Genomic DNA, 20366 nt, shown 5'->3' with positions numbered 1-20366 from the left:
ACGTGAGTGGCGCATCTTGCATAACGGCTTCTTGATCGATGAAATTGCACCCGTCATGCGAAGTTCTATGTCCTCACGAGTTTTGCCTTTTCAACATCCGTCGCCACTGACTCGTTCCTGGCCTTCCGCTCCGAATAGCGATCGACCAACGTCCCGGCGTGGGGACGCAGCAGGACGGTGAAACGGACCAGTTCCTCCACGACATCGACAATACGATCATAATAGCTGGACGGTTTCATGCGCCCCGCTTCGTCAAATTCCTCATAGGCCTTCGCCACCGAGGACTGGTTGGGGATGGTGAACATGCGCATCCAGCGCCCCAGGATGCGCAGCGTATTGACGCTGTTGAAGGATTGCGATCCGGCGGATACCTGCATCACCGCCAGCGTCCGCCCTTGCGTCGGTCGAAGCCCCTTATAGGCAAGCGGCAGATGATCGACCTGAGCCTTCATGATGCCGGTGATCTGACCATGGCGTTCCGGGCTGCACCAGATTTGTCCTTCCGACCAAAGCGAATGCGCGCGCAACTCATGCACGGCGGGATGGTCGTCGCCTTCGATCTGGTCGGGCAGGGGCAATTGCGAAGGATCGAAAATGCGCGTCTCGCATCCGAAAAACTGCAACAGGCGCGCGGCTTCCTCTACGACGAGCCGGGAATAGGAACGCTCCCTCAAGGAACCGTAGAGCAGCAATATGCGTGGCGGAGGATCGAGTGCGCCTAGCCCCAGCGTCGGTCGGAGCTGCGCATATTCCCGCGTCAGGGCGGGCAAATGGTCGGCTGCGGACAAGGTGCGCAGATAGCGGAACTCGGTCATGTCCAGGAGAACTCCGTCAGGCGGATCGCGGCTATCAAGTTCATATCTGTTTCCCCGCCGGGGTCGTATCCGGGAACCAGCGCCGCCCGAACCAGAAGGCGACGTTTACCAGCAGGATCAGCACTGGCACCTCGACCAGCGGGCCGATGACAGCGGCGAAGGCGACCGGCGATGCCAGCCCGAACGCGGCGATGGCCACGGCGATGGCCAGTTCGAAATTATTGCCTGCCGCAGTGAACGCGACCGCCGCGGTTCGCGGATAGTCGCTGGCAATCAACTTGCCCATGGCAAAACTGATCGTGAACTGGACCACGAAATAGATACTGAGGGGGATGGCGATGCGAATGGCGTCGCCCGGCAACGTCACGATTTCGTTGCCCTTGAGGCTGAACATGGCGACGATGGTGAACAGCAGGGCGATGAGCGTAACTGGGCCGATCCTGGGCAGGAACACGCCTTCATACCATTCGCGTCCCTTGGCGGCGGCGAGCCATTTGCGGGTCAGATAGCCGGCGAGAAACGGAATGCCCAAATAGATGCCAACCGCTTCGGCGATGGTCCAGAAGCTCACGTCGATGACGCTGCCTTCCAGGCCGAAAAGCGGGGGAAGGACGGACAGGAAAAACCAGGCGTAAACGCTGAAAAACAGGATTTGAAAGATGGAGTTGAACGCGACCAACGCCGCCACATATTGATTGTCGCCCTTGGCCAGTTGGTTCCAGACGATGACCATGGCGATGCAGCGGGCCAGGCCGATGAGGATGAGGCCGGTCATATACTCCGGCTCGTCGCGAAGGAAGATAATGGCTAGGGCGAACATCAACACCGGACCGATGATCCAGTTCTGGATCAGCGATATGGCCAGCACACGCTTATCCTCGAACACGCGCGGTAATTCCTCGTAACGCACCCTGGCCAGCGGTGGGTACATCATCAGGATCAGGCCGATGGCGATCGGGATATTGGTGGTGCCCCATGACAAGCCGTTGATGGCGTCGGGCAGCCCGTCGATCATCGTGCCCAGCACGACGCCAAGCGCCATGGCGAGGAAAATCCACAAGGTGAGAAATCTGTCCAGGAAGGACAGTCGCGGACGGCTGATGTCGGTCATTAGCGGTTCTTCAACGGCGGGGCGGTGTTACCGTCGCCCAGGCGTTGGCCGGCGTCGTCGATCACCAATTCCCCATCCTCTTTCGCAAATGCGCCGCGCTGGGCTGCGGGGATCAGGTCCAGCACTTCTTCCGATGGGCGGCACAGCTTCACGCCCAGGGGCGACACAACCAGCGGGCGGTTGATGAGGATAGGGTGGGCCATCATTGCGTCGATCAGCGCGTCTTCCGAAAGGCTTTCATCGTTCAAGCCCAGTTCGGCATAAGGGGTGCCCTTTTCGCGCAGCAGGGCGCGAGGGCTTATCCCGGCGCGGGCGATCAGGCTTTCCAGCATGGCGCGCGACGGCGGGGTTTTGAGATATTCGACGACATGCGGCTCGATACCCGCATTGCGGATCATGGCCAGCGCGTTGCGCGACGTGCCGCATTCGGGGTTGTGGTAGATGATGATGTCCGGGGTCATGATCAGGCTCCTTCGGCAATGGGTGCGCAGGCGATGGCCGACAAAAGATCCGAACAGGCGCGGGGATCGCCCTGACAGCAATCGGCCATCAGAAAGGTGAGCAGGGCCTGCATTCCGGCATAGTCCGCCGCATAATGGATGAGCCGACTGGTCCGCCATGACGTGACAAGTCCCGCCTGCTCCAGCTTTGCCAGATGGTGCGACATGGTCGATGGAGGAACGTCCATCGCCTCTGCCACCGATCCTGCGATCATGCCATCGGGACCAGCCTTGACCAGCAGTCGGAATACCGACAGCCGCGTGTCCTGGGCGAGTGCGGCGAGGGCCGCTACAGCTTTGTCCTGATCCATCGTCCGCCTTTGATTTCGATGAATGTCGAAATATGGGTGGAGGCGATGACCGTCAATGATATTTCGACAAATTGCGAAACATCGAATTTATGCAGCGATGTGGATGCGCATGCGCATTTTCGCACTTGTTAGCAATGCGCCGGCGGGGTAGGGACCGCCATCCATTGGACCCGACACCGTCGGGTGGCTCGGCCCGGCGCCTATCCCCGGGATAACCATTAGCGAAATAGGGCTTCGCTTCTCCGAGTTTTGAGCGTTCCCGCGCCATCAGCGCGATGCCCCGCTAGCCAATCTGTAGGTTCTTGAATGACATCCATCGCTTCGCTGAAACGCGAATGGTTCGTAAATCCGCGCGCGGACATCCTTGCCGGGATCGTCGTCGCCCTGGCGCTGATTCCCGAAGCCATCGGCTTTTCGATCATCGCCGGGGTCGATCCGCGCGTCGGCCTTTACGCTTCTTTCTCCATCGCGGTCATCACGGCCCTCGTCGGTGGTCGCCCCGGGATGATCTCAGCCGCTACAGCTGCCGTCGCCGTCCTTGTCGTGCCGCTTGTCCGCGACCATGGCCTTGAATATCTGTTCGCCGCGACGGTCCTGATGGGGGTGATCCAGGTAGCAGCCGGTTTCCTGCGGCTTGACCTGTTGATGCAATATGTGTCGCGGTCGGTCATTACCGGGTTCGTCAACGCGCTCGCGATCCTGATCTTTGTCGCCCAGCTTCCCCAGCTGACAGGCGTGACCTGGGTCACCTATGTGATGGTCGCCGGTGGCCTTGCCATCATCTACTTGTTTCCCCGGCTGACCAAGGCGGTGCCTTCGCCACTGGTGGCAATCGTCGTCCTGACGATCATCTCCATCTATGGCGGGCTTAACGTCAACACGGTCGGCGACATGGGCGAACTGCCCTCATCCCTGCCGGTCTTCCTCATCCCCAACGTACCCCTCACTCTGGAAACGTTGCAGATCGTCCTTCCCTTTTCGCTGACAATGGCGGCTGTGGGCCTGCTGGAATCCATGCTGACGGCGCAGATCGTTGACGACCTGACCGACACCGGGTCGAACAAGCGGCGGGAAATGAAAGGGCAGGGCATTGCCAATTTCGTGACCGGCTTCCTGGGGGGCATGGGCGGTTGCGCGATGATTGGCCAGTCGGTCATCAACGTGAAGTCGGGCGGATCGACCCGCCTGTCAACTTTTGTCGCCGGTGCGTTTCTGCTCTTCCTGATCGTAGTTCTCGGCCAGCTGGTTGCCCAGATTCCCATGCCCGCTCTCGTCGCTGTCATGGTCATGGTGTCCATCGGCACGTTCAGCTGGCGTTCGGTCCGCGACATTCGCCATCACCCCTGGCAGTCTTCGGTGGTGATGATCGCGACGGTCGTGATCGTCGTATGGACCCACGACCTTGCCCAGGGCGTCCTTGCGGGTGTCATCCTGTCGGGCCTGTTCTTCGCCAGTAAGGTGAAGCGGCTTTTCACGGTCAGTTCGGAAATGTCCGCCGATGGCAAGGTGCGGACTTACCGCATCGCCGGTCAGGTATTCTTTGCCTCGGCGGATAGCTTCACGTCGTCCTTCGATTACAAGGAAGTGCTCGATCGCGTCATCCTCGACGTCAGCGCCGCGCATTTCTGGGATATTTCAGCAGTGGGCACGCTCGACAAGGCCATCCTGAAATTCCGGCGAGAGGGCACGGCGGTCGACGTCGTGGGGCTGAATGACGCCAGCGCGTCTATGGTCGAACGCTTCGCCACTCACGACAAGCCGGGCGCGGAAGCGCAACTGGGCGCACATTGAGGAGAGACAGCATGACCAAGATACTCGCCTGTGTCGACGCCTCTGCCTATGCGGCCAGCGTCTGTGACCTCGCTGCCTGGGCGTCGAAGCGCCTCAATCTGCCGGTGGAAATGCTCCATGTGGTCCAGCGCAAGGATGCCGTGGCCCAGCGCCACGATTTGAGCGGTGCCATCGGCCTGGGGGCCAAGACCGACCTTCTGGAAGAACTCACCCGGCTGGAAGAAGCGGACGCTCGGCTGCAGGTTGAACGGGGCCGTATCCTCCTGGCGACGATGGGTGAAAGGCTTCAGGCAGGCGGCGCGAAAGCGGTCGCGCCACTGCATCGCCATGGTGGAATCGTCGAAACCATCATCGAACGCGAAGCGGACGCGCGGGTGGTGGTAATCGGCAAGCGCGGCGCTAGCCATGAATTCGCGTCGGATCATATCGGATCGAAGATTGAACGGGTCGTGCGGGCGAGTGCCAAACCGGTGCTGATCGCACCCCATGCGGTTGAAGAGCCGGAGTCGGTCGTGCTGGCTTATGATGGCAGCAAAGCGTCTGATCGTGCCCTGGAGCGCGTGGCCAGCTCGCCGCTGTTCGCTGCTTTGCCGGTCCATGTCGTCACGGTTGGCCCTGATGACGAGCGGCATCGCAAGCTGTTGGAAACCGCACGCGACGCCCTGGTTGGGGATAGGGCCGTCGAACTGACGATCACGCAGGGTAAAGCGGAGGAGGCAATCGCTGCCGTGGTCGAACGAGCGCCCCGTTCCCTCCTCGTGATGGGTGCCTATGGTCATTCGCCCCTTCGCACGCTGATCGTGGGCAGCACGACCACGGCCCTGATCCGCACCCTTCATGTTCCGGTGCTGCTGGTGCGCTGACGCGGCGCGTCACGGTGTAAGTGGGTCGTCTATTCAACAGGGGACAGGACCTGCCGCATCCATGCCGCTAGGCCAGGACCGATAGTGGACACGCTTCAGATGCTCGCGATCCTTTTCGCTGGTCAATCCCGCGCAGGCTCGTTCCGTGCATCGCGCAGGCCTGCTCTGGCGCTCGCCTGCACCTTATGCTCTATTGAAAGCTAAGCGAAATTTGGAGGCGAAATCTTGAACAGCAGGGTAATCGGCGGTTTGCTCGCCGCCACGGCGATGTTGGCTACCGCGGTGACGACAGGCTGGGCACAGAATCTTGAAGACGGATTCAAGGCTCCGGCCGTCGAGGCGCGACCTCGCCTGCGCTGGTGGTGGCCGGGCGACGCGGTTACGGATGAGGAACTGACGCGTGAGGTCCGGTTGATGGCGGACCATGGCTTTGGCGGCGCAGAGGTGGCCTCTTTCACCCCCAATTTCCTGACCCTGACCCCGGAGGAAAGGGTCGCCGTGAATAATTATGGCGAACCAACCTTCTTCGCCCATTTGCGGACGGCGGGCGAGGCAGCAAAGGCAGCCGGGCTTACCCTCGACTATACGCTGGGGTCTTCTTGGCCATCGGGCGGCGGCTTTGCCATTCCCCCCGAAAAGGCCTTCACCGAACTCAGCATGGCGCGCACCGAGGTAAAGGGCGGGCAACCCGGTCCTGTCAAGGTGACGGTGCCCAAGCGTACGAGGCGGCTGGGTGCGCTCAACTTCCTCGATTCCCGCGTCAAGGACCCAAAGGTCGCCGACTGGCGCAAGCGGCTTGACGCCCGTGCGCGGACAGTCGCGGTCGTCGCGATGAAGGGCAGCGCGCCCGACCTTGTAAAGCGGGCCGGGACCATGGGCCTCACCATTTCTCCGTGGAGCGACGTAGTGACGTCCGGAACGCTCGATCCGGCCAGCCGCATTGTCCTGACCGATCGGCTGCGGGAAGACGGCACGCTCGACTGGACTCCGCCGACGGGCGACTGGCAGGTCTTCGTTTTCCGCCAATATGCGTCTGATGTCGGCGTGCTGGGCGGGGCGGGGCGTGGGCCGCAGCTGATCCTGGACCATATGGATCCGACCGCCTTCGCCGCGCACGCCGCGCGCGTCGGCAACCCGCTGGGCAAGAAGCCGACAGGCCTGCGCTCGACCTTCGTCGACAGCCTGGAACTGATGCAGGACATTCAATGGGGTCCGCAACTTCTGGAAGAATTTCGCAAGCGCCGGGGATATGACCTTACGCCCTACCTCCCCTTCGTCGTACAGCCCGGCTGGATGCAGGCGTGGGACGAACATTATTCGCCACCCTATTTCGATACATCCGGCAGCGATCTGGCGGAGCGGGTGCGGGCCGATTACCGCCGCACCGTGTCCGACATGATGTTCGCGGGGTTCATCGAACCATTCGTGGCGTGGAATCACGCGCACGGATTGAAGGCGAAGTTCCAGGCGCATGGCGGCGCGTTCGACATCATCCGCGGCTATGGCCTGGCAGACATTCCAGAAACGGAGGATTTGCCTCATGGCGGCGATCCCCTGTTCATGCGCTTCGCCCGTTCTGCCGCTCATCTTTATGGTCGGCCCATTATATCGGCGGAGAGCTTTGCCTGGAAAGACCGTCCCTATGATGTGACGCCCGAGGAAATGCGCCGCCGCGCCGACACCATCCTGTCGGGCGGCGTCAACAGCATCATCATGCACGGTATGAATTATCGTTTTCATGCCGACGACTGGCCCGGCTGGCATGCTTTTCAGCCTAGCCCATTCGCGCTGGGTTTCAGCGGGCCGATTAATGAGACCAATCCCGTCTGGCCCGGGATGAAGACGCTGGCTGGCTATATCGGACGTCTCCAGTCGGTGTTGCAGGCGGGCGAGGCGGTGGTGCCTGTTGCCTATTTCTACGGCCGCTACGGCTATTATGTCGGCATCGAAGATGACGGTGCGGGCAAGCAGGCAGCCGAAAAGGCGTTCCTTGCCAACGGCTATGACTTCGACCGCATCAATCCCGACTCCATCGCGCAGGCCAAGGTGGAGGGACGACAACTCGTGTCCAAGGGCGGCCAGCGCTACAGCGTCCTTGTCTTGCCACCCATAGACGGCATTCGCGCGAATACGGCGGAGGCGATTGCCGTCTTTGCAAAATCCGGCCTGCCCGTCATCTTCACCGACCGCGCGCCCAGCCGGGATGAAGGACTTGCAGGCGCGAAGGCCCGGGATGCCCGCGTCCGCAAGGCCGTTGCCGCAGCCATCAAGGCGGGGGCAAAGGTCGTGCCAGCCATCGATGTGCCGAAAGCGATCCGCGCGGCGTCTGTCCCCGCGAACATCGCCTTTGAAGGCGACGCGAGCGACCTTGTCTTCGTGCAGCGTCTGGTAGGCGGACGTACCGCCACATTCCTCCATAACCGCGCAGACGCAGCCCGGAACGTCAGCATCTCGCTGCCGGGTGTCGGCGGTGTCACTCGCTGGAATGCGATGGACGGCAGCATTTCGGCTCAATCCGCCGACGCTGTCGGGGGTGAGACGCGGGTGCCGCTGACGCTGACAGCGGGAGAAAGCGCGCTCCTTATCCTTGATCCCAAGACACAGCCTCAAACGGTTGCCGCGCCCGTTGTCGTGGGTTCGGTGGACCTACCGACGTCGGGATGGTCGCTATCGGTGAAGGGGCATGTCATGCGCAAACCCTTTGCCCGCGACTTCGGGTCGGTATCGCTGAAGGATTGGCGCGAGGTGCCGGAACTGGCCCGCTTTGCAGGTGAGGCGAGCTATAGCCGCTCCTTCGCCATCGACCCGGCCTGGCTGGCGGCGGGGACCAAGGTCACGCTTGACCTGGGGCAAGTGCACGACATGGCGACGGTGACGGTCAACGGACGCACTCTGCAACCGGTGATAGCCGCGCCCTTCCGGGTCGATCTGACCCAAGCCCTCAAGCCCGGTGCCAATGCCCTGACCGTGGTGATCGCCAATGTGCTGCAAAATGGGATGATCAATCCCAGCGACATGGTGTACAAGAAGCTGACTCCTGTCCCCGCCGGTTGGGTGGGACCGGCCCGGCTGGAGGCGCATAAGTGAGCAGCGGTGCGGTCTTATAAGACCGCGCCGCTCCAACCTGCCTTTGCTTCAGTCACAAACGCGCGAATTCGCGCCCCGAATTAGTTCGGCGGCGCAATTCCCCGTTCTGAAAAGAAGTCCGGCGCATTGATCATTTCCGGCGCGGCATGGTTCGGAGCGTCCACATGGCTCGCCAGCCAGACGACGGTCCGTGCGGTTTCCTCTGGGTCGCGCGCAGCTTCGCCCTGTCCGATCGATTCTGCAGCATCGCCCATCGCCGCGCGCAACGTGTCCGTCATGGTAAAGCGTGGTTCGATCAAAAAAGCACTGATCCCGTCCTTGCCATGCTCCAGGTTGATGTGGTCTGGAATGCGATTAAACGCCGCTTTGGGTGCAAGGTAGAATAACCCTACCCCAGCGGCGTTGGCTGCGGGCTCCGCCGATGACAAGGTGGTCATGAAGATCATTCGCCCCGATCCCTGCGCCACCATCGTCTTCAGCACAATGCGGCTCAAGTGAAACTGGTTGATGAAATTGCCAGTGATCGCGCGCTCGGCATCCTCCAGCGCGACGTCCATCACCGGTTGCAGGATGACCGGCCCCTGATAAATGCCGTTGTTGACCAGCACGTCGATCCGACCCCAGCGGTCGAGAACTGCTGCGACGCCCGCATCGATGGATGCACGGTCGAGCAGGTCGATCCGCGCGCCCATCGCCTGACCCCCTGCCGCCTCTATCTCTGCGACGGTCGATGCGACGCTGCCCGGAACAGGGGCTCCGCCCATACTGTCCATGCGGCCTGCGCCTTCCGTCATGGTGCGTCCGGTCACGGCGACGGCGAAGCCCGCGCGGGCCAGGGCGACAGCTATTGTCCGACCGATGCCGCGCGTCGCCCCCGTGACCAGCGCCACTGGCCGTTGAACTTCACTCTCACTTATCATCGGGTAACGATCCTTCCGCCTCTTCCAGCCATGTTCGTCACTCGTTTGTGACTGTCACGGGATAGGCAATACAAACACATCCCTAAATTGTTGACAACCGTCATCGTTCCCTTAACCTTTCGCTCGAAACGACACCAGAGGTGCAGGAGTAGGACGTATGAGCGTGGAGAAAAGACTTGCTGGGCGTGCGGCGCTGATCACTGGGGCGGCGGATGGCATTGGCCGCGGCATCGCATTGCGATTTGCCGAGGAAGGCGGGTCTATCCTGGTCGCGGACTTCAACGCGGACAAGGGCGTGGAGGTTGTGGAGGAATTGCGCGGCCTTGGCGTGGAGGCTGATTTCCGCAAATGTGATGTCACGGTGCGTGACGATGTGGTCGGTGCCGTTCAGGCCTGCGTGGATCGCTTCGGCTCCATTGATGTCCTGGTCAACAATGCTTTTAGCGGCGGCGGCGTGCAGCGCATCGAAACATTGTCCGATGCGCAATTCGACTCCTGCATGAACATGTGCCTCTATGCCGCGAAATGGTCGATGGAAGCAGCGTTTCCGCACATGCGCAGCCGACATTGGGGCCGCATCATCAACATCGGTTCGCTCAACGGCGTCAATGCGCATATGGGGACGGCCGAATATAATGTCGGCAAGGAAGCACTGCGCGCCTACACCCGCAGCGCCGCGCGGGAATGGGCAGGCTACGGCATCTGCGCCAACATTATCTGCCCTGCGGCCGTGTCCGCTGGCTACCGCGAGTTTGAGAAAACGGAGCCGGAGGTTGCCGCCGCCACCACCGCAGCCAATCCGATGGGCCGCATGGGCGATCCGGAGGCCGATATTGGCGGCGTTGCCCTGTTCCTGGCCAGCGAGGATGCGCGTTACCTGACGGGCAATACGCTGTTCGCCGATGGGGGCGCGCATATCAACGGCGCGGGATGGGTGCCTGACCTCGGTCCTGCCAGCTAGGGGCGAATTGCCACAAGGCGTAGCTTTGGCAGGGCAGGAGCGTCAGCCTTGTGGGGCAACCGCTGCTTTTGCCAGTCGGTGCATCATCGCGCGGAATTCGGTAAGTTGGGCGGGAGCTGCCGGATCATAGGAGCGCGTTGGGCCAAGCTGATGCGCGTTGCAGACATAATGTAGCGCGCCGCCTGCCACGGTGTTGAGCAGAACCATTGCGGAGACCGGCTGGAACTGACCGCTGGCGACACCGGTTGTCACGACATCCTCCAGGTCCTGAAGCGCGGATTCGGAGAAGCGCACTGGATTGTTGCCGTAGGCGGCTGAGTCCGCGATGAGGCGTTGGATGATCCGTGCGGCGGTTGGGCGGCTGACGAGGAAATCCAGCCAGGCGTCGAGCAGAGCCAGCAACCGTGCCATCGGATCGGTGACGCCGTCCGTCCGGTTGAGGACGAAGCTGTGCATCGAGGCGAAAATATCTGCTTCGACCTCATCATAAAGCTGCTGCTTTCCCGGAAAATAATAGAGGATCGATGGGCGGCGAATGCCCACCGTCTCTGCAACATGATCGAGCCGTGCTGCGGCATAGCCGATGTCGGCGAAGATGCGTTCGGCAACGTCGAGTATCTGGCTGCGGGTGGCGTCGCCGCGGGGCTGGCGGACGGTTGGTCTGGTTGCGATCATGATCATGTTCTTATGCGTTGTGATTGGGGTGTGGCAACGGATTGCATGAATGATCCAGTGGATAGAAAAAGGGTTGCACCAATATCTACAGACTAGTAGGTAGATTTGCAATTGCTTGGAGAGGAGCGGGTGAAACCGGCCCCCAAGCACCTGTTTTTCCGGGGAGGATATATGCCGAATCGCCTGATTTCTCGTTCGCTGGTCATGGTGCTGATGAGTTCGACCGCTGCGCCTGTGGTGGCGCAGGACCAAGCGGGAGGCGCGATCGAGGAGATTGTCGTCACCGCGCAGAAGCGTGAGGAATCGCTGCAGGATACGCCGATTTCGATTGCGGCGTTCAACGCCCGCGACCTGGAGAATAAGGGGATAAGCGGGCTTACCGACCTGCGCGCGCAGGTGCCCAACCTTCAGCTCACCCCCTTTCCCAATAATGCCGCGACGACGCAGATATTCATGCGCGGCGTGGGGCTGGCCGACGACCAGATCACGCAGGATGGCGGCGTCGCGGTCTATATGGACGGCGTCTATGTCGCGCGCAGCCAGGGTCTGGCGATGGAAGTCGCCGACCTGGAGCGGATCGAAGTGCTGCGCGGCCCGCAGGGCACGCTATATGGCCGCAACGCGACCGGCGGCGCGATCAACTTCATCACCCGCAAGCCCGACCTTGGCGAATTCGGCTTCAAGGGGCAGGTGACGATCGGCAATTATGATAACCGGCGCTTCAAGGCGGCGGTCAACCTGCCGCTGGGCCAGACGATTGCGGCCCGGCTGTCTTATGTGAAGCAGCGGCAGGACGGCTTTATCCGCAACCCCGGCACCGGCATCGACCGCTGGGGCGACAAGGACCGGGAAGCGATGCGCGCCGACGTGCTTTGGCAGCCTTCCGACCGGTTCAGCCTGCGTTACAGCTATGACCGCACGGAAATCGGCGACACGCCCACCTATGTCGCGGTTTCGCCGTTGCACCCGTTGGTGCTGGACCGGCCAGAAGCGGGCAGCCCGCTGGTGCGCGATGTCGTGCCCAACGACATCACGGCGGAGGGGCATAGCCTGACCGCCGAGTGGGAGGCGAGCGACGCGCTGACGGTGCGGTCGATCACCGGCTATCGCAAATTGGATAATTTCCAGAACCAGGATTATCTGACCGGCGCGCTCGGCCCCGACCCGCTCCAGAAGAATAGCAGCCGCGCGAAGCAGGACCAGTGGAGCCAGGAAGTGCAGCTGATCGGCGACGCGCTGGACGGCGGGCTGCAATATGTCGCGGGCTTCTATTATTTCTCCGAAAGCGGCAGCAATTTCAGCAACAGCTATAGCCCGCCAACGTTGACGCGCAGCTTCACCACGGCGACCATCGACAATCGGTCCTATGCGCTGTTCGGCCAGGCGACCTATACGCCGCAATGGCTGGACCGGCGGTTGCACCTGACGGTCGGCGTCCGGCAAAGCTGGGACAAGCGAGAGGCGACGCTGGCGCGGCAGATGCAGGTCAATGGCGGCCCGATCACCACCGTGCCGGGTTTTGGCGATGGCAACCAGACGTTCAAGGATTTCAGCCCGAGCGTCGTCGTCGCCTTTGACGCGTCGCAGGACGTCAACATCTATGCCAAGGCGGTGAAGGGCTATAAGAGCGGCGGGTTCAATATCCGCGCCAGTTCTATCGGACGGTTCAACCAAGGTTTCGGGCCGGAAACGCTATGGTCCTATGAAGCGGGCATCAAGAGCCAGTGGCTCGACAACCGGCTGCGCTTCAACGCGGCGGGCTTTATCTCAAAATATTCGGACATTCAGGTCAATGTCCAATCCGACCCGACCAACATCCGCCTGACCGATGTGCTGAATGCGGGGAAGGCCACGGTGAAGGGGGTCGAGGTCGACCTGACGATGGCACCCGTGCGCAACCTGCGCATGTCGGTCAACTATGGCTATCTGGTCGCGCGCTATGACGAAATTATCGGCGTAACCGGCACCAATATCGCCGCCAACTACCGTTTTACCAACGCGCCGAAACATGCGATTGCGGTGGACCTGACCTATGACCTGCCGCGACTGCCGGTCGGCCAGCTGAGCGCCAACGTCAATTATACGGCGCAGAGCGACAAGTTCACCAACAGCACGATCAGCAGCGGCAAATATATCATCGGCGATTATGGCCTGGTGAACGCCCGGCTGACACTGGCCGACATTCCCGGCGTCAAGGGCGTGCGCGCGAGCCTGTGGGGCCGCAACCTGACCGACAAGAATTATTATATCATGCAGTTCAATGTCGGTCGGCCCGGCGCTTTGTTCGGTGAGCCGCGCACCTATGGCATCGACCTGAACGTCGAATTTTGAAGGGCGAAACGGTGAAGCCGATCCGCCTTGATGGTTTTTTCGATAAGCAAGGCCCGTTGGCCAGGTGAAGGAATATTTCCGCATGTCGCTCGCCCCCGCTCTTGCCTCCCCTTCGTCGCCCGTCATCATTACGGGAGGCGCGTCGGGCATCGGCCTTGCGTCCGCGCACGCGCTGGCCGCCATTGGACGTCCGGTCGCCCTGTGGGACATTGATGGGGAAAAGGCCGCCGCAGCATCCCGCGCCATTGCGGAGGCGCATGGCGCGGCGGTGACGAGCGTCGCCATCGACCTGCGCGAAATTGGCGGCATCGAAGCCGCGCTGGCGACGACGCGGGAAGCCATTGGCGCGCCCGGCGGCCTGGTTCATGCGGCAGGGATCGTCGATACCGGATCGCTGGACGGCATGACGCCGGAAAGCTGGGACAGCGGCATTGCGATCCACCTGCGATCGCTTGCCTTCATCGTTCAGGCGATCCGGGCCGATCTGGCCGCCCGGCCCGGTTCCGCGATCGTGGCGATTGCATCGATCAACGCCACGCTCGGCAATGCCGTCAATCCGATCTACAGCGCCGCCAAGGGCGGGATATTGTCGCTGGTCCGGTCACTGGCCGACCGGCTGGCGATGGACGGCATTCGCATCAATTCGGTGTCGCCCGGCCAGATCATGACCCCCCTGTTGCGTCCGACGGTAGAGGCGCTGCCGCAAGGCTATTTCGAAAAGCGTATCCTGCTCAATCGCCTGGGCGACCCGGACGAAGTGGGGCGGGTTGTGCGCTTCCTTTTGTCGGACGAGGCAAGCTATATCACCGCGTCCGAGATTGTCGTCGATGGCGGCAATATCTCGTCTCAACGAGGGTAGGCCGACATATGACTGCCATTCTGTTCGATCGCCGCGCATTCGTCGCGGCTGCTCTGGTCGCCTCCCTTTCAGGTCTGGCCGGTTGCACCACGCCTGTTGCAAGAGGTGGAGGCGCGGCCAGTCCGTTCCTGGCGGCGAGCGTCACGAAGGTCGGGGGCGTCGACGACTATCAAGTCGCATGGCAGGCCATGGGGGCGGAGCATGTCGCCGTCCATGTTGGAGGATCGCCGTCCCCGGTCCTGAGCGGCACGCCGATGGCCAAGGGCGGCGGGACGGGCAGCGTCACAATTCGCAACCCCGCGCCCGGCAGTCGTCCCTATTTCACGCTGGTTCCCGACCGTGGCGCGCCGCTGGTCATTGCCGACCGGGCGCTGCATTTGCCCAGCATCGCCAATCTGCGCGACATTGGCGGCTATCGTACCGTCGATGGCCGATGGGTGAAGATGGGCCTGCTGTTTCGCTCGGATCAACTCGACCGGGTGAGCGATGCCGACCTGAAGGCGATGGAGCAGCTGAGGCTGCGGCTGGTGGCCGATTTGCGGACGGAGAGTGAAAGGGCGCTGGAGCCGGATCGGCTGCCCAGCGGAAGCCAGCCCCTGATCCTGGATGTCGCGGCAGACAGCGACGGGTCGCTGGGCGGGGACATGCGCAAGGCGACGGCGGCCATCGAGGCGGGCAAGGGCGTGGAGTTGTTGACGGCGGCGAACCGGGATTTCGTATCGCTGGGAAGCGCGCGGCGGGCCTATGCCACGCTGCTGGATCAAATGAATGGGTCGCCTATCCTTTATCACTGCACCGCGGGCAAGGACCGGACGGGATGGGCGAGCGCGGTGATCCTGACGCTGCTGGGCGTGCCGCGCGACACGGTGATGGCGGATTATATGGCGAGCAATGCTTTCCTGCGGGCCAAGAATGCGTTGGTGCAGGAGATGCTGGCGAAATCGAATAGTCCGATGAACCCGTCCTATCTGGAGGATGTCCTGACGGTTCGGGCAAGCTATCTGGAGGCGGCGTTTGACGAGGTGGAGAAGCGCTATGGCAGTTTTGACGCCTATGTGCGCCACGGGTTGGGCCTGAGCGACGAGGACATAAGGTCGCTGCGTTCAACCTATCTTCAATGAGGATTTGAGGGTCCGGCCTGTCCCGGCGGGTTGAAGTCTGGCCTTTCTATTCTGTTCGGCCCTGATAGGCGGCGTTGTTCAGCCTGGAGTTGTTCTATGACCTATCATCCCACATCCGCCATTCCCTGGGATCAGCCCGCCACTTTGATCGACCTTGAGGGAAGGGCGCCGCTGATCGGCACGATAGGCGATTGCGCCCGGCACTTCGCGATCTTCAAGCCGCATGCGCGTGATCAGGCACGCGTCCTCCTGACCCAGCCGATACATCGGGCAGGCCGGAAGACGCGCACCTGGATTCTTGAACCTTTCGAGATCGAGCAGTTGGTGGCCCGACTGCGCGCAGAAACTCACTAGTGGTCCGATTCTGACATTTGCGACCTTCCTGTCCGGCCAGCGGGAAGCAAATGTCAAAATCAGGCGTGGCGGCGAGACAGTGTGTGCCAAATGTCGAGCCGGGCGCGTTCCCAGCTTATGGGCTGATCAGAACCGATAGCTGACCGTGCCCATGACATTGCGCGGGGCACCCATGAAGCAGTCACCACGCGCAAGGCAGGACGCGAAGAATTTGTTGTTGAGCAGGTTCGTCGCGTTGAGCGCAAAGCGCCAGTTCTGCCAGTTGATCTCTGCCAGGGCGTCGACAGTGGTCCGCGACGGGGTGACGACCGTATAGAGGGTGCCCGCCGGAATGGCAGGATTGAGGCCATAGGGATCGATGGCGCCGGTCGACTTGCTCTTGCCGCTGTAGACGACGCCAGCGCCAAGGCGCAACTGCGCGCCGTCCGTGACGCCGAAGCTCTTGGTCGACCAGATCGACGCGATGTGGCGCGGCATATATTCGAGGCTGCTGTTCACCTCTGACTTGAGCTTGTTATAGCCGTAATTGACCAGCAGTTCGAAGTCGCCGGGCAGGCGGTGGCTCGCTTCGACCTCAATGCCCTTGGTTGTCAGTTCGCCGGACTGGGCCGTGACACTGTTCGGCAGATAAAGGACCCGGTTCTTTTCCTTGATGTGGAAGGCCGTGACCGTGACGAGCGTCGCGGGCGTCGGTTGCCACTTCACGCCTGCTTCATATTGCGTGCCGGTCTGGGGCTTGTACGGGTCGCCGGGAATGCCGCCGGGGCCAGTCAGGACTCCGGCAATCGGCAGGAAGCTTTCGGTATAGCTGAAGAAGGGCGAGAAGCCCGCGCCGATTTCCCCAATGATGCCCGCGCGGAAGGTCGTGGCGTTGTCCTTCTGCCCGGACGAGTTGGTGACATGGTCGCGGCGGGCGCCCAGAACGACGGAGACACGGTCGAAGAAGCGGATCTGGTCCTGGACATAGACGCCCAGCTGCTTTTGCGAGTCATAGGCGAAGGGGCCGGTCGGCTCGTAGGTCAGCAACGCGTCATAGTCGATGTCGTAGAGGTCGATCTTTTCTATGTCGTCCAGCGTACTGGATATGGCGGCGTAGCGCTTGCCGACCTTGTTCCAGCTGTAATCCAGACCCACCAGCAGCTTATGTTCGATATTCGCGCCGGTGTTGAAATTGAACTGGAGGTTGTTGTCGGTCGAGAAGACATTCATTCGCGCGTCGCTGGCTTCTGCATAGAGGCCGATGGTGCGCCCGTAGGTGCCGTAGGGCGCATAGGGCAGGAACGGATCGCTCGGATAGGTGTAGCTGTCAGGATAGTGGGTTTTATATTCAAGGTCGCTGTCGATGTAGCGGGCCTTCAGGCTGAGGCGGATATTGTCCGAGAATTTATGGGTGACAGAGCCGCCGCCCTGGAGCGAACGGCCCGCATAACGGTCCCACCCCGGCTTGCCGACGAAGGTGTAGGGATCCAGCCGGCCGGCGGGATTGGCCGGGTTCGGTCGGAAATTGCCGACGATCGGCAGGAACTGAGCCGTCGAACCGGTATCATCCTCCTGATAAAGGCCGGTCAGCACGATATCGGTATCGGGCGTGGGCTGCCAGCGGATCGAAGGAGCGAACATGACGCGGTCGTCGGGAACATGGTCGACATAGGTGTTCGCATCGCGCACCCGGCCCACGGCGCGGATCGCCAGATTGTCGGCCAGCGCAAGGTTGACGTCGCCCATCACTTCCTTGCGGTCATAGCTGCCATAGACGATGTTCAGTTCGCCACCCGTCTTGAACGCCGGCGTTTTGGAGACGAGGTTGACGAGGCCGCCGATCGAACCCTGGCCGAACAGCACCGATGCCGGGCCGCGCACGATTTCCACGCGGGAGAAGTTGTAGGGGTCGGCCGTGATGCTGGCATAATAGCTGAAGATGTCCCGCATGCCGTCGCGGAACTGGAGCGCGTCGATGCCGCGCACGCTGAAACCGTCGACGCGGGTATCGCGGCCATAAGGGCTGGCAAGCACGCCAGCGGCATATTTGACCGTGTCGCTGATGCTGATCGCGCCCTGCGAGAGATATTGTTCCGACGTGATGAGGGTGACCGGCTGGGGCAATTCGACCAGCGGCGTTTCCGTCTTTGCGCCTGCATTGGCGGTGACGATGATCTGCTCGCCAAAGTCGCCCGCCTTGTCCGCGGACATAGCCTCTTCATTCGCCAAGGCCGATTGGATCGACAGCAGACCGGCGACACCGGCGATGGCAAATTTTCTCATCATCTCATCCCTTTTCCTGATGAGGCGGCCCTTAGACATATTGAAAGAGACTCTCAATAGCATTCTTCTTGCCTGCGCCATGAGTGGTTGCTAACGATCCATGGCCCCCTATTGGAGGGCGTGTTGAACAGGCCGTCGGAGAATTCAGTGCCGCAAATCTGGCGAAAGTGGACCCGCATATTGTTGGCCGGGCCGGGGGCGGTGCTGGTTGCGCTGGTGGTCATGGCGGGAATGCCGCTGTGGCTGCCGGGAGGGGCGGCGGGCGTCGACAATCTGGTTTTGCCGCTGGTTCTCGCGCCGCTGATATGGGCTGCGCTGTTCTTCCATGCCTGCCTTGATCGCAGGCTTTCGCGAGTAGCCGCCATCGCTGGCGCGCTTTTCATTCTGCATGCAGGCCTGGTCTCGTACAAATTCCTGGCCCAAAGCCCAGCCGCCGGGGAGCACCGCTCATGATCCACCTCAAAAAGGATGAGACGAAGCTGATGGTCGCCGTCCATGGCTGGTCGGGGATCGCGCTGGGGCTGCTGCTATATGCGGTGATCTTTACCGGCATGGCGGCGGTTTTCGCCGAGGAAATCGGGATATGGTCGGCCGGGCATGTGGAAACCAGGTCGGCTTTCGAGCGACCGATGGACAGCAGCGTCCGCCGCCTGGCCGCGCAAACGCCGGCCAAATATCATGAAGGCGTCGATATTTTCGAGATTGGCGACCACAATCTGGGCGCCTTTTTTCACCGGCACGAAATCGATCCCGACGGGACTTTGGTCAGTCGCGGCATCTATTATCAGCTGGATAAGAAGGGCAATGTTGCCAAGGCGCAGCACGGGACCGGCGAGGAAGTGTTCGGGCCGCGTAACGATGATGCATTGAGCAGCTTTCTGGTCGACACCCATGTCCGGCTGCACGTGCCCAATCCGTGGGGCCTGTTGCTGACCGGCATAGTGGGGCTGGCGATGCTGGTCGCGGCCATTTCCGGCCTGCTGATCCACAGGCATTTGTTCAAGGACATCTTCACCCTGCGGCGACGCGCCAATCCGGTGCTGGTCGATCGGGACCGGCACAGCGTCGCGGGCACATGGAGCCTGCCTTTCGCCTTCATCCTGGCGTTTACGGGCAGCTTCTTCTCCTTTTTCGGGACGATTGGCGTGCCGATCGTGGCAATGGCGGCCTTTGGCGGCGATGTGCAGGCGCTTAACGACGCCGTCTTTGGGAATCCGGGCCGGCCCGATCCCCGTCCTGCCGCCATGGGCAATATCGACCGGATCGCTGCCGATGCCATTGGCCGGACGGGCGAGGTCCCAACCTTTATCGCCATCGAAAATTTCGGTCGGGCCGATGCGAAGGTGACGAGCTTCCACCCCCCAGCAGCTGGTGACATCGAGCCTGTCACGCTGTTGTACGACGGGGCGCAGGCGACGTTCCTGCGCACCAAGCCGTCGATCGGCACGCAGCCGTCGGCGGGCGGCACGCTGGCCGCCATCATGGCACCGATGCATTTCGGTAATTTCGCGGGCATCCTGTCCAAGGCGGTCTGGTTCGCGCTGGGCTTTGCCATGTGCTATGTCACGTTCACGGGGCTGCGGCTCTGGCTCGCGCGGCGGCGGGAGGATATGCGGTCGCTTGAATGGCTGGATCGCACCGTCATGGTGGTGGGTTTTGGCCTGCCCTTCGCCCTGGTGGTTGCTGCCGCGACCTTTCTCATCGCCATGCCGATGGGGTCGGCGGTATATTGGACCCCTGCCGCTTTCCTGATCGCGTCCGCCGTGGCCATTTTGGGTGGCGGGTTCGCGCGCTCTGTGGACACGCTGGGACGGGGCCTGCAAATTGCCACGGGCTTGGTCATGGCTGGCTTGCCCCCGCTTCGCTTGATGACGGGAGGCCCTGGCTGGAGCAGCGCCATTGACGCAGGGCAGCCGGTCATCGCCGCCCTGGACCTGGCGTTCCTGTTGGCAGGGGTATGGATGATCTGGCGGGCGGCGGATTTGAGGAAAGGGCGGCTGCCGCTTGCGGCTCGCCCGGTTGCAGCCGCATGACAATATTGCTGGCCTTGATCGCGACTGGCCTATCAACATTGGCCCTGTGCGCCCTGTGCATCGGCGATCCCAAGCGCAACCGCGCGACCGGGAGCCGGGCAGGGGGCCAGACAAGGCGAAAGCGGCAGCTGCTGGCCTTCGCCACCGGCCTTCCCGGCCTGATATGCGCGCTGACCGGGGACGCGGCAGCCTTCCTCATCTGGCTGGGCGGCTGCGGTGTCATGGGCTGGTCATTGGCAATATGGTTCAACCGTCGAGCGCAAGAGGCAGATTGAGCGAGCCGCTGCGCTGGGACGATCTGATCGAAGGTGGAGGCTGGCGTCGGGGCAAAGGCTAGAGCGACGAGCGTTACACCGAAATCACTGTCTCCCG

18 protein-coding genes and 1 other annotated feature are annotated in these 20366 nt (G+C 61.9%); of the genes, 11 read left to right on the top strand and 7 right to left on the bottom strand.

All coding sequences use genetic code 11. The features are described from left to right. Positions 1–65 precede the first annotated feature (65 nt). From arsH to FHS54_RS03045, 4 genes are read right to left on the bottom strand one after another with little or no spacing between them, the layout of a single operon-like run. A complete protein-coding gene (gene arsH / locus FHS54_RS03060) occupies positions 66–815 on the bottom strand; it encodes an arsenical resistance protein ArsH (protein ID WP_167302302.1) in 750 nt (249 codons plus the stop codon). A 40-nt stretch (positions 816–855) separates the two neighbouring features. Further along, positions 856–1926: an ACR3 family arsenite efflux transporter gene (gene arsB, locus FHS54_RS03055; protein ID WP_167302301.1), complete on the bottom strand. Its 1071-nt coding sequence runs from the start codon at positions 1924–1926 to the stop codon at positions 856–858. Further along, positions 1926–2387, bottom strand: coding sequence for an arsenate reductase (glutaredoxin) (gene arsC, locus FHS54_RS03050; RefSeq protein WP_167302300.1), 462 nt, complete (start codon positions 2385–2387; stop codon positions 1926–1928). The genes arsB and arsC overlap by 1 nt, the downstream gene beginning before the upstream one ends. A gap of 2 nt (positions 2388–2389) precedes the next feature. Then, complete coding sequence (locus FHS54_RS03045; protein WP_167302299.1) at positions 2390–2737, bottom strand: ArsR/SmtB family transcription factor; 348 nt, start codon at positions 2735–2737, stop codon at positions 2390–2392. A gap of 163 nt (positions 2738–2900) precedes the next feature. Continuing rightward, positions 2901–2954, top strand: a sequence feature (sul1 is cis-regulatory element that is thought to sense ions involved in sulfur or methionine metabolism; They are found in Alphaproteobacteria). 89 nt (positions 2955–3043) lie between these two features. Between FHS54_RS03045 and FHS54_RS03040 the strand changes: the two genes are divergently transcribed. From FHS54_RS03040 to FHS54_RS03030, 3 genes are all read left to right on the top strand, one after another. Next, complete coding sequence (locus tag FHS54_RS03040) at positions 3044–4528, top strand: SulP family inorganic anion transporter (RefSeq protein WP_167302298.1); 1485 nt, start codon at positions 3044–3046, stop codon at positions 4526–4528. An 11-nt stretch (positions 4529–4539) separates the two neighbouring features. Continuing rightward, positions 4540–5391 (top strand): universal stress protein, encoded by an 852-nt coding sequence (locus FHS54_RS03035; RefSeq protein WP_167302297.1) that lies wholly within the window; start codon positions 4540–4542, stop codon positions 5389–5391. 225 nt (positions 5392–5616) lie between these two features. Beyond that, positions 5617–8478 carry a glycosyl hydrolase gene (locus FHS54_RS03030; RefSeq protein ID WP_167302296.1) on the top strand — a complete coding sequence of 954 codons (2862 nt, stop codon included), beginning with the start codon at positions 5617–5619 and terminating at the stop codon, positions 8476–8478. An 80-nt stretch (positions 8479–8558) separates the two neighbouring features. Here FHS54_RS03030 and FHS54_RS03025 read toward each other — a convergent pair whose 3' ends face one another. Then, positions 8559–9398 carry an SDR family NAD(P)-dependent oxidoreductase gene (locus tag FHS54_RS03025; protein WP_167302295.1) on the bottom strand — a complete coding sequence of 280 codons (840 nt, stop codon included), beginning with the start codon at positions 9396–9398 and terminating at the stop codon, positions 8559–8561. Positions 9399–9555: 157 nt separating this feature from the next. On the opposite strand from FHS54_RS03025, the gene FHS54_RS03020 reads away from it, so the two are divergent. Further along, entirely contained in the window at positions 9556–10359 is an 804-nt protein-coding gene (locus FHS54_RS03020) for an SDR family NAD(P)-dependent oxidoreductase (RefSeq protein ID WP_167302294.1), read from the top strand. 42 nt (positions 10360–10401) lie between these two features. Here FHS54_RS03020 and FHS54_RS03015 read toward each other — a convergent pair whose 3' ends face one another. Next, entirely contained in the window at positions 10402–11034 is a 633-nt protein-coding gene (locus FHS54_RS03015; protein ID WP_167302293.1) for a TetR/AcrR family transcriptional regulator, read from the bottom strand. 171 nt (positions 11035–11205) lie between these two features. On the opposite strand from FHS54_RS03015, the gene FHS54_RS03010 reads away from it, so the two are divergent. From FHS54_RS03010 to FHS54_RS02995, 4 genes are all read left to right on the top strand, one after another. Further along, a complete protein-coding gene (locus tag FHS54_RS03010; RefSeq protein ID WP_167302292.1) occupies positions 11206–13365 on the top strand; it encodes a TonB-dependent receptor in 2160 nt (719 codons plus the stop codon). Positions 13366–13447: 82 nt separating this feature from the next. Then, a complete protein-coding gene (locus FHS54_RS03005) occupies positions 13448–14224 on the top strand; it encodes an SDR family NAD(P)-dependent oxidoreductase (protein ID WP_167302291.1) in 777 nt (258 codons plus the stop codon). Positions 14225–14232: 8 nt separating this feature from the next. Continuing rightward, positions 14233–15345, top strand: a complete 1113-nt coding sequence (locus tag FHS54_RS03000; RefSeq protein WP_167302290.1) for a tyrosine-protein phosphatase — start codon at positions 14233–14235, stop codon at positions 15343–15345. Positions 15346–15441: 96 nt separating this feature from the next. After that, complete coding sequence (locus FHS54_RS02995; RefSeq protein WP_167302289.1) at positions 15442–15699, top strand: hypothetical protein; 258 nt, start codon at positions 15442–15444, stop codon at positions 15697–15699. Positions 15700–15825: 126 nt separating this feature from the next. On the opposite strand, the gene FHS54_RS02990 is transcribed toward FHS54_RS02995, so the two are convergent. Continuing rightward, entirely contained in the window at positions 15826–17889 is a 2064-nt protein-coding gene (locus FHS54_RS02990) for a TonB-dependent siderophore receptor (RefSeq protein WP_425057297.1), read from the bottom strand. Between the two features lie 195 nt (positions 17890–18084). Between FHS54_RS02990 and FHS54_RS02985 the strand changes: the two genes are divergently transcribed. The 3 genes from FHS54_RS02985 to FHS54_RS02975 are packed head-to-tail and all read left to right on the top strand — an operon-like array spanning position 18085 to position 20269. Beyond that, the gene (locus FHS54_RS02985) at positions 18085–18414 is read left to right on the top strand and encodes a hypothetical protein (RefSeq protein ID WP_243855589.1); all 330 of its coding nucleotides are present in this window, start codon (positions 18085–18087) and stop codon (positions 18412–18414) included. Next, positions 18411–19994, top strand: coding sequence for a PepSY-associated TM helix domain-containing protein (locus FHS54_RS02980; protein WP_167302288.1), 1584 nt, complete (start codon positions 18411–18413; stop codon positions 19992–19994). The genes FHS54_RS02985 and FHS54_RS02980 overlap by 4 nt, the downstream gene beginning before the upstream one ends. Continuing rightward, complete coding sequence (locus FHS54_RS02975; RefSeq protein WP_167302287.1) at positions 19991–20269, top strand: hypothetical protein; 279 nt, start codon at positions 19991–19993, stop codon at positions 20267–20269. The genes FHS54_RS02980 and FHS54_RS02975 overlap by 4 nt, the downstream gene beginning before the upstream one ends. The last annotated feature ends 97 nt before the right edge of the window (positions 20270–20366 follow it).

The sequence above is a fragment of the Sphingobium vermicomposti genome (genome assembly GCF_011762025.1).
Taxonomy (GTDB): domain Bacteria; phylum Pseudomonadota; class Alphaproteobacteria; order Sphingomonadales; family Sphingomonadaceae; genus Sphingobium; species Sphingobium vermicomposti.
This window is presented reverse-complemented; position numbering and strand designations above follow the sequence as displayed.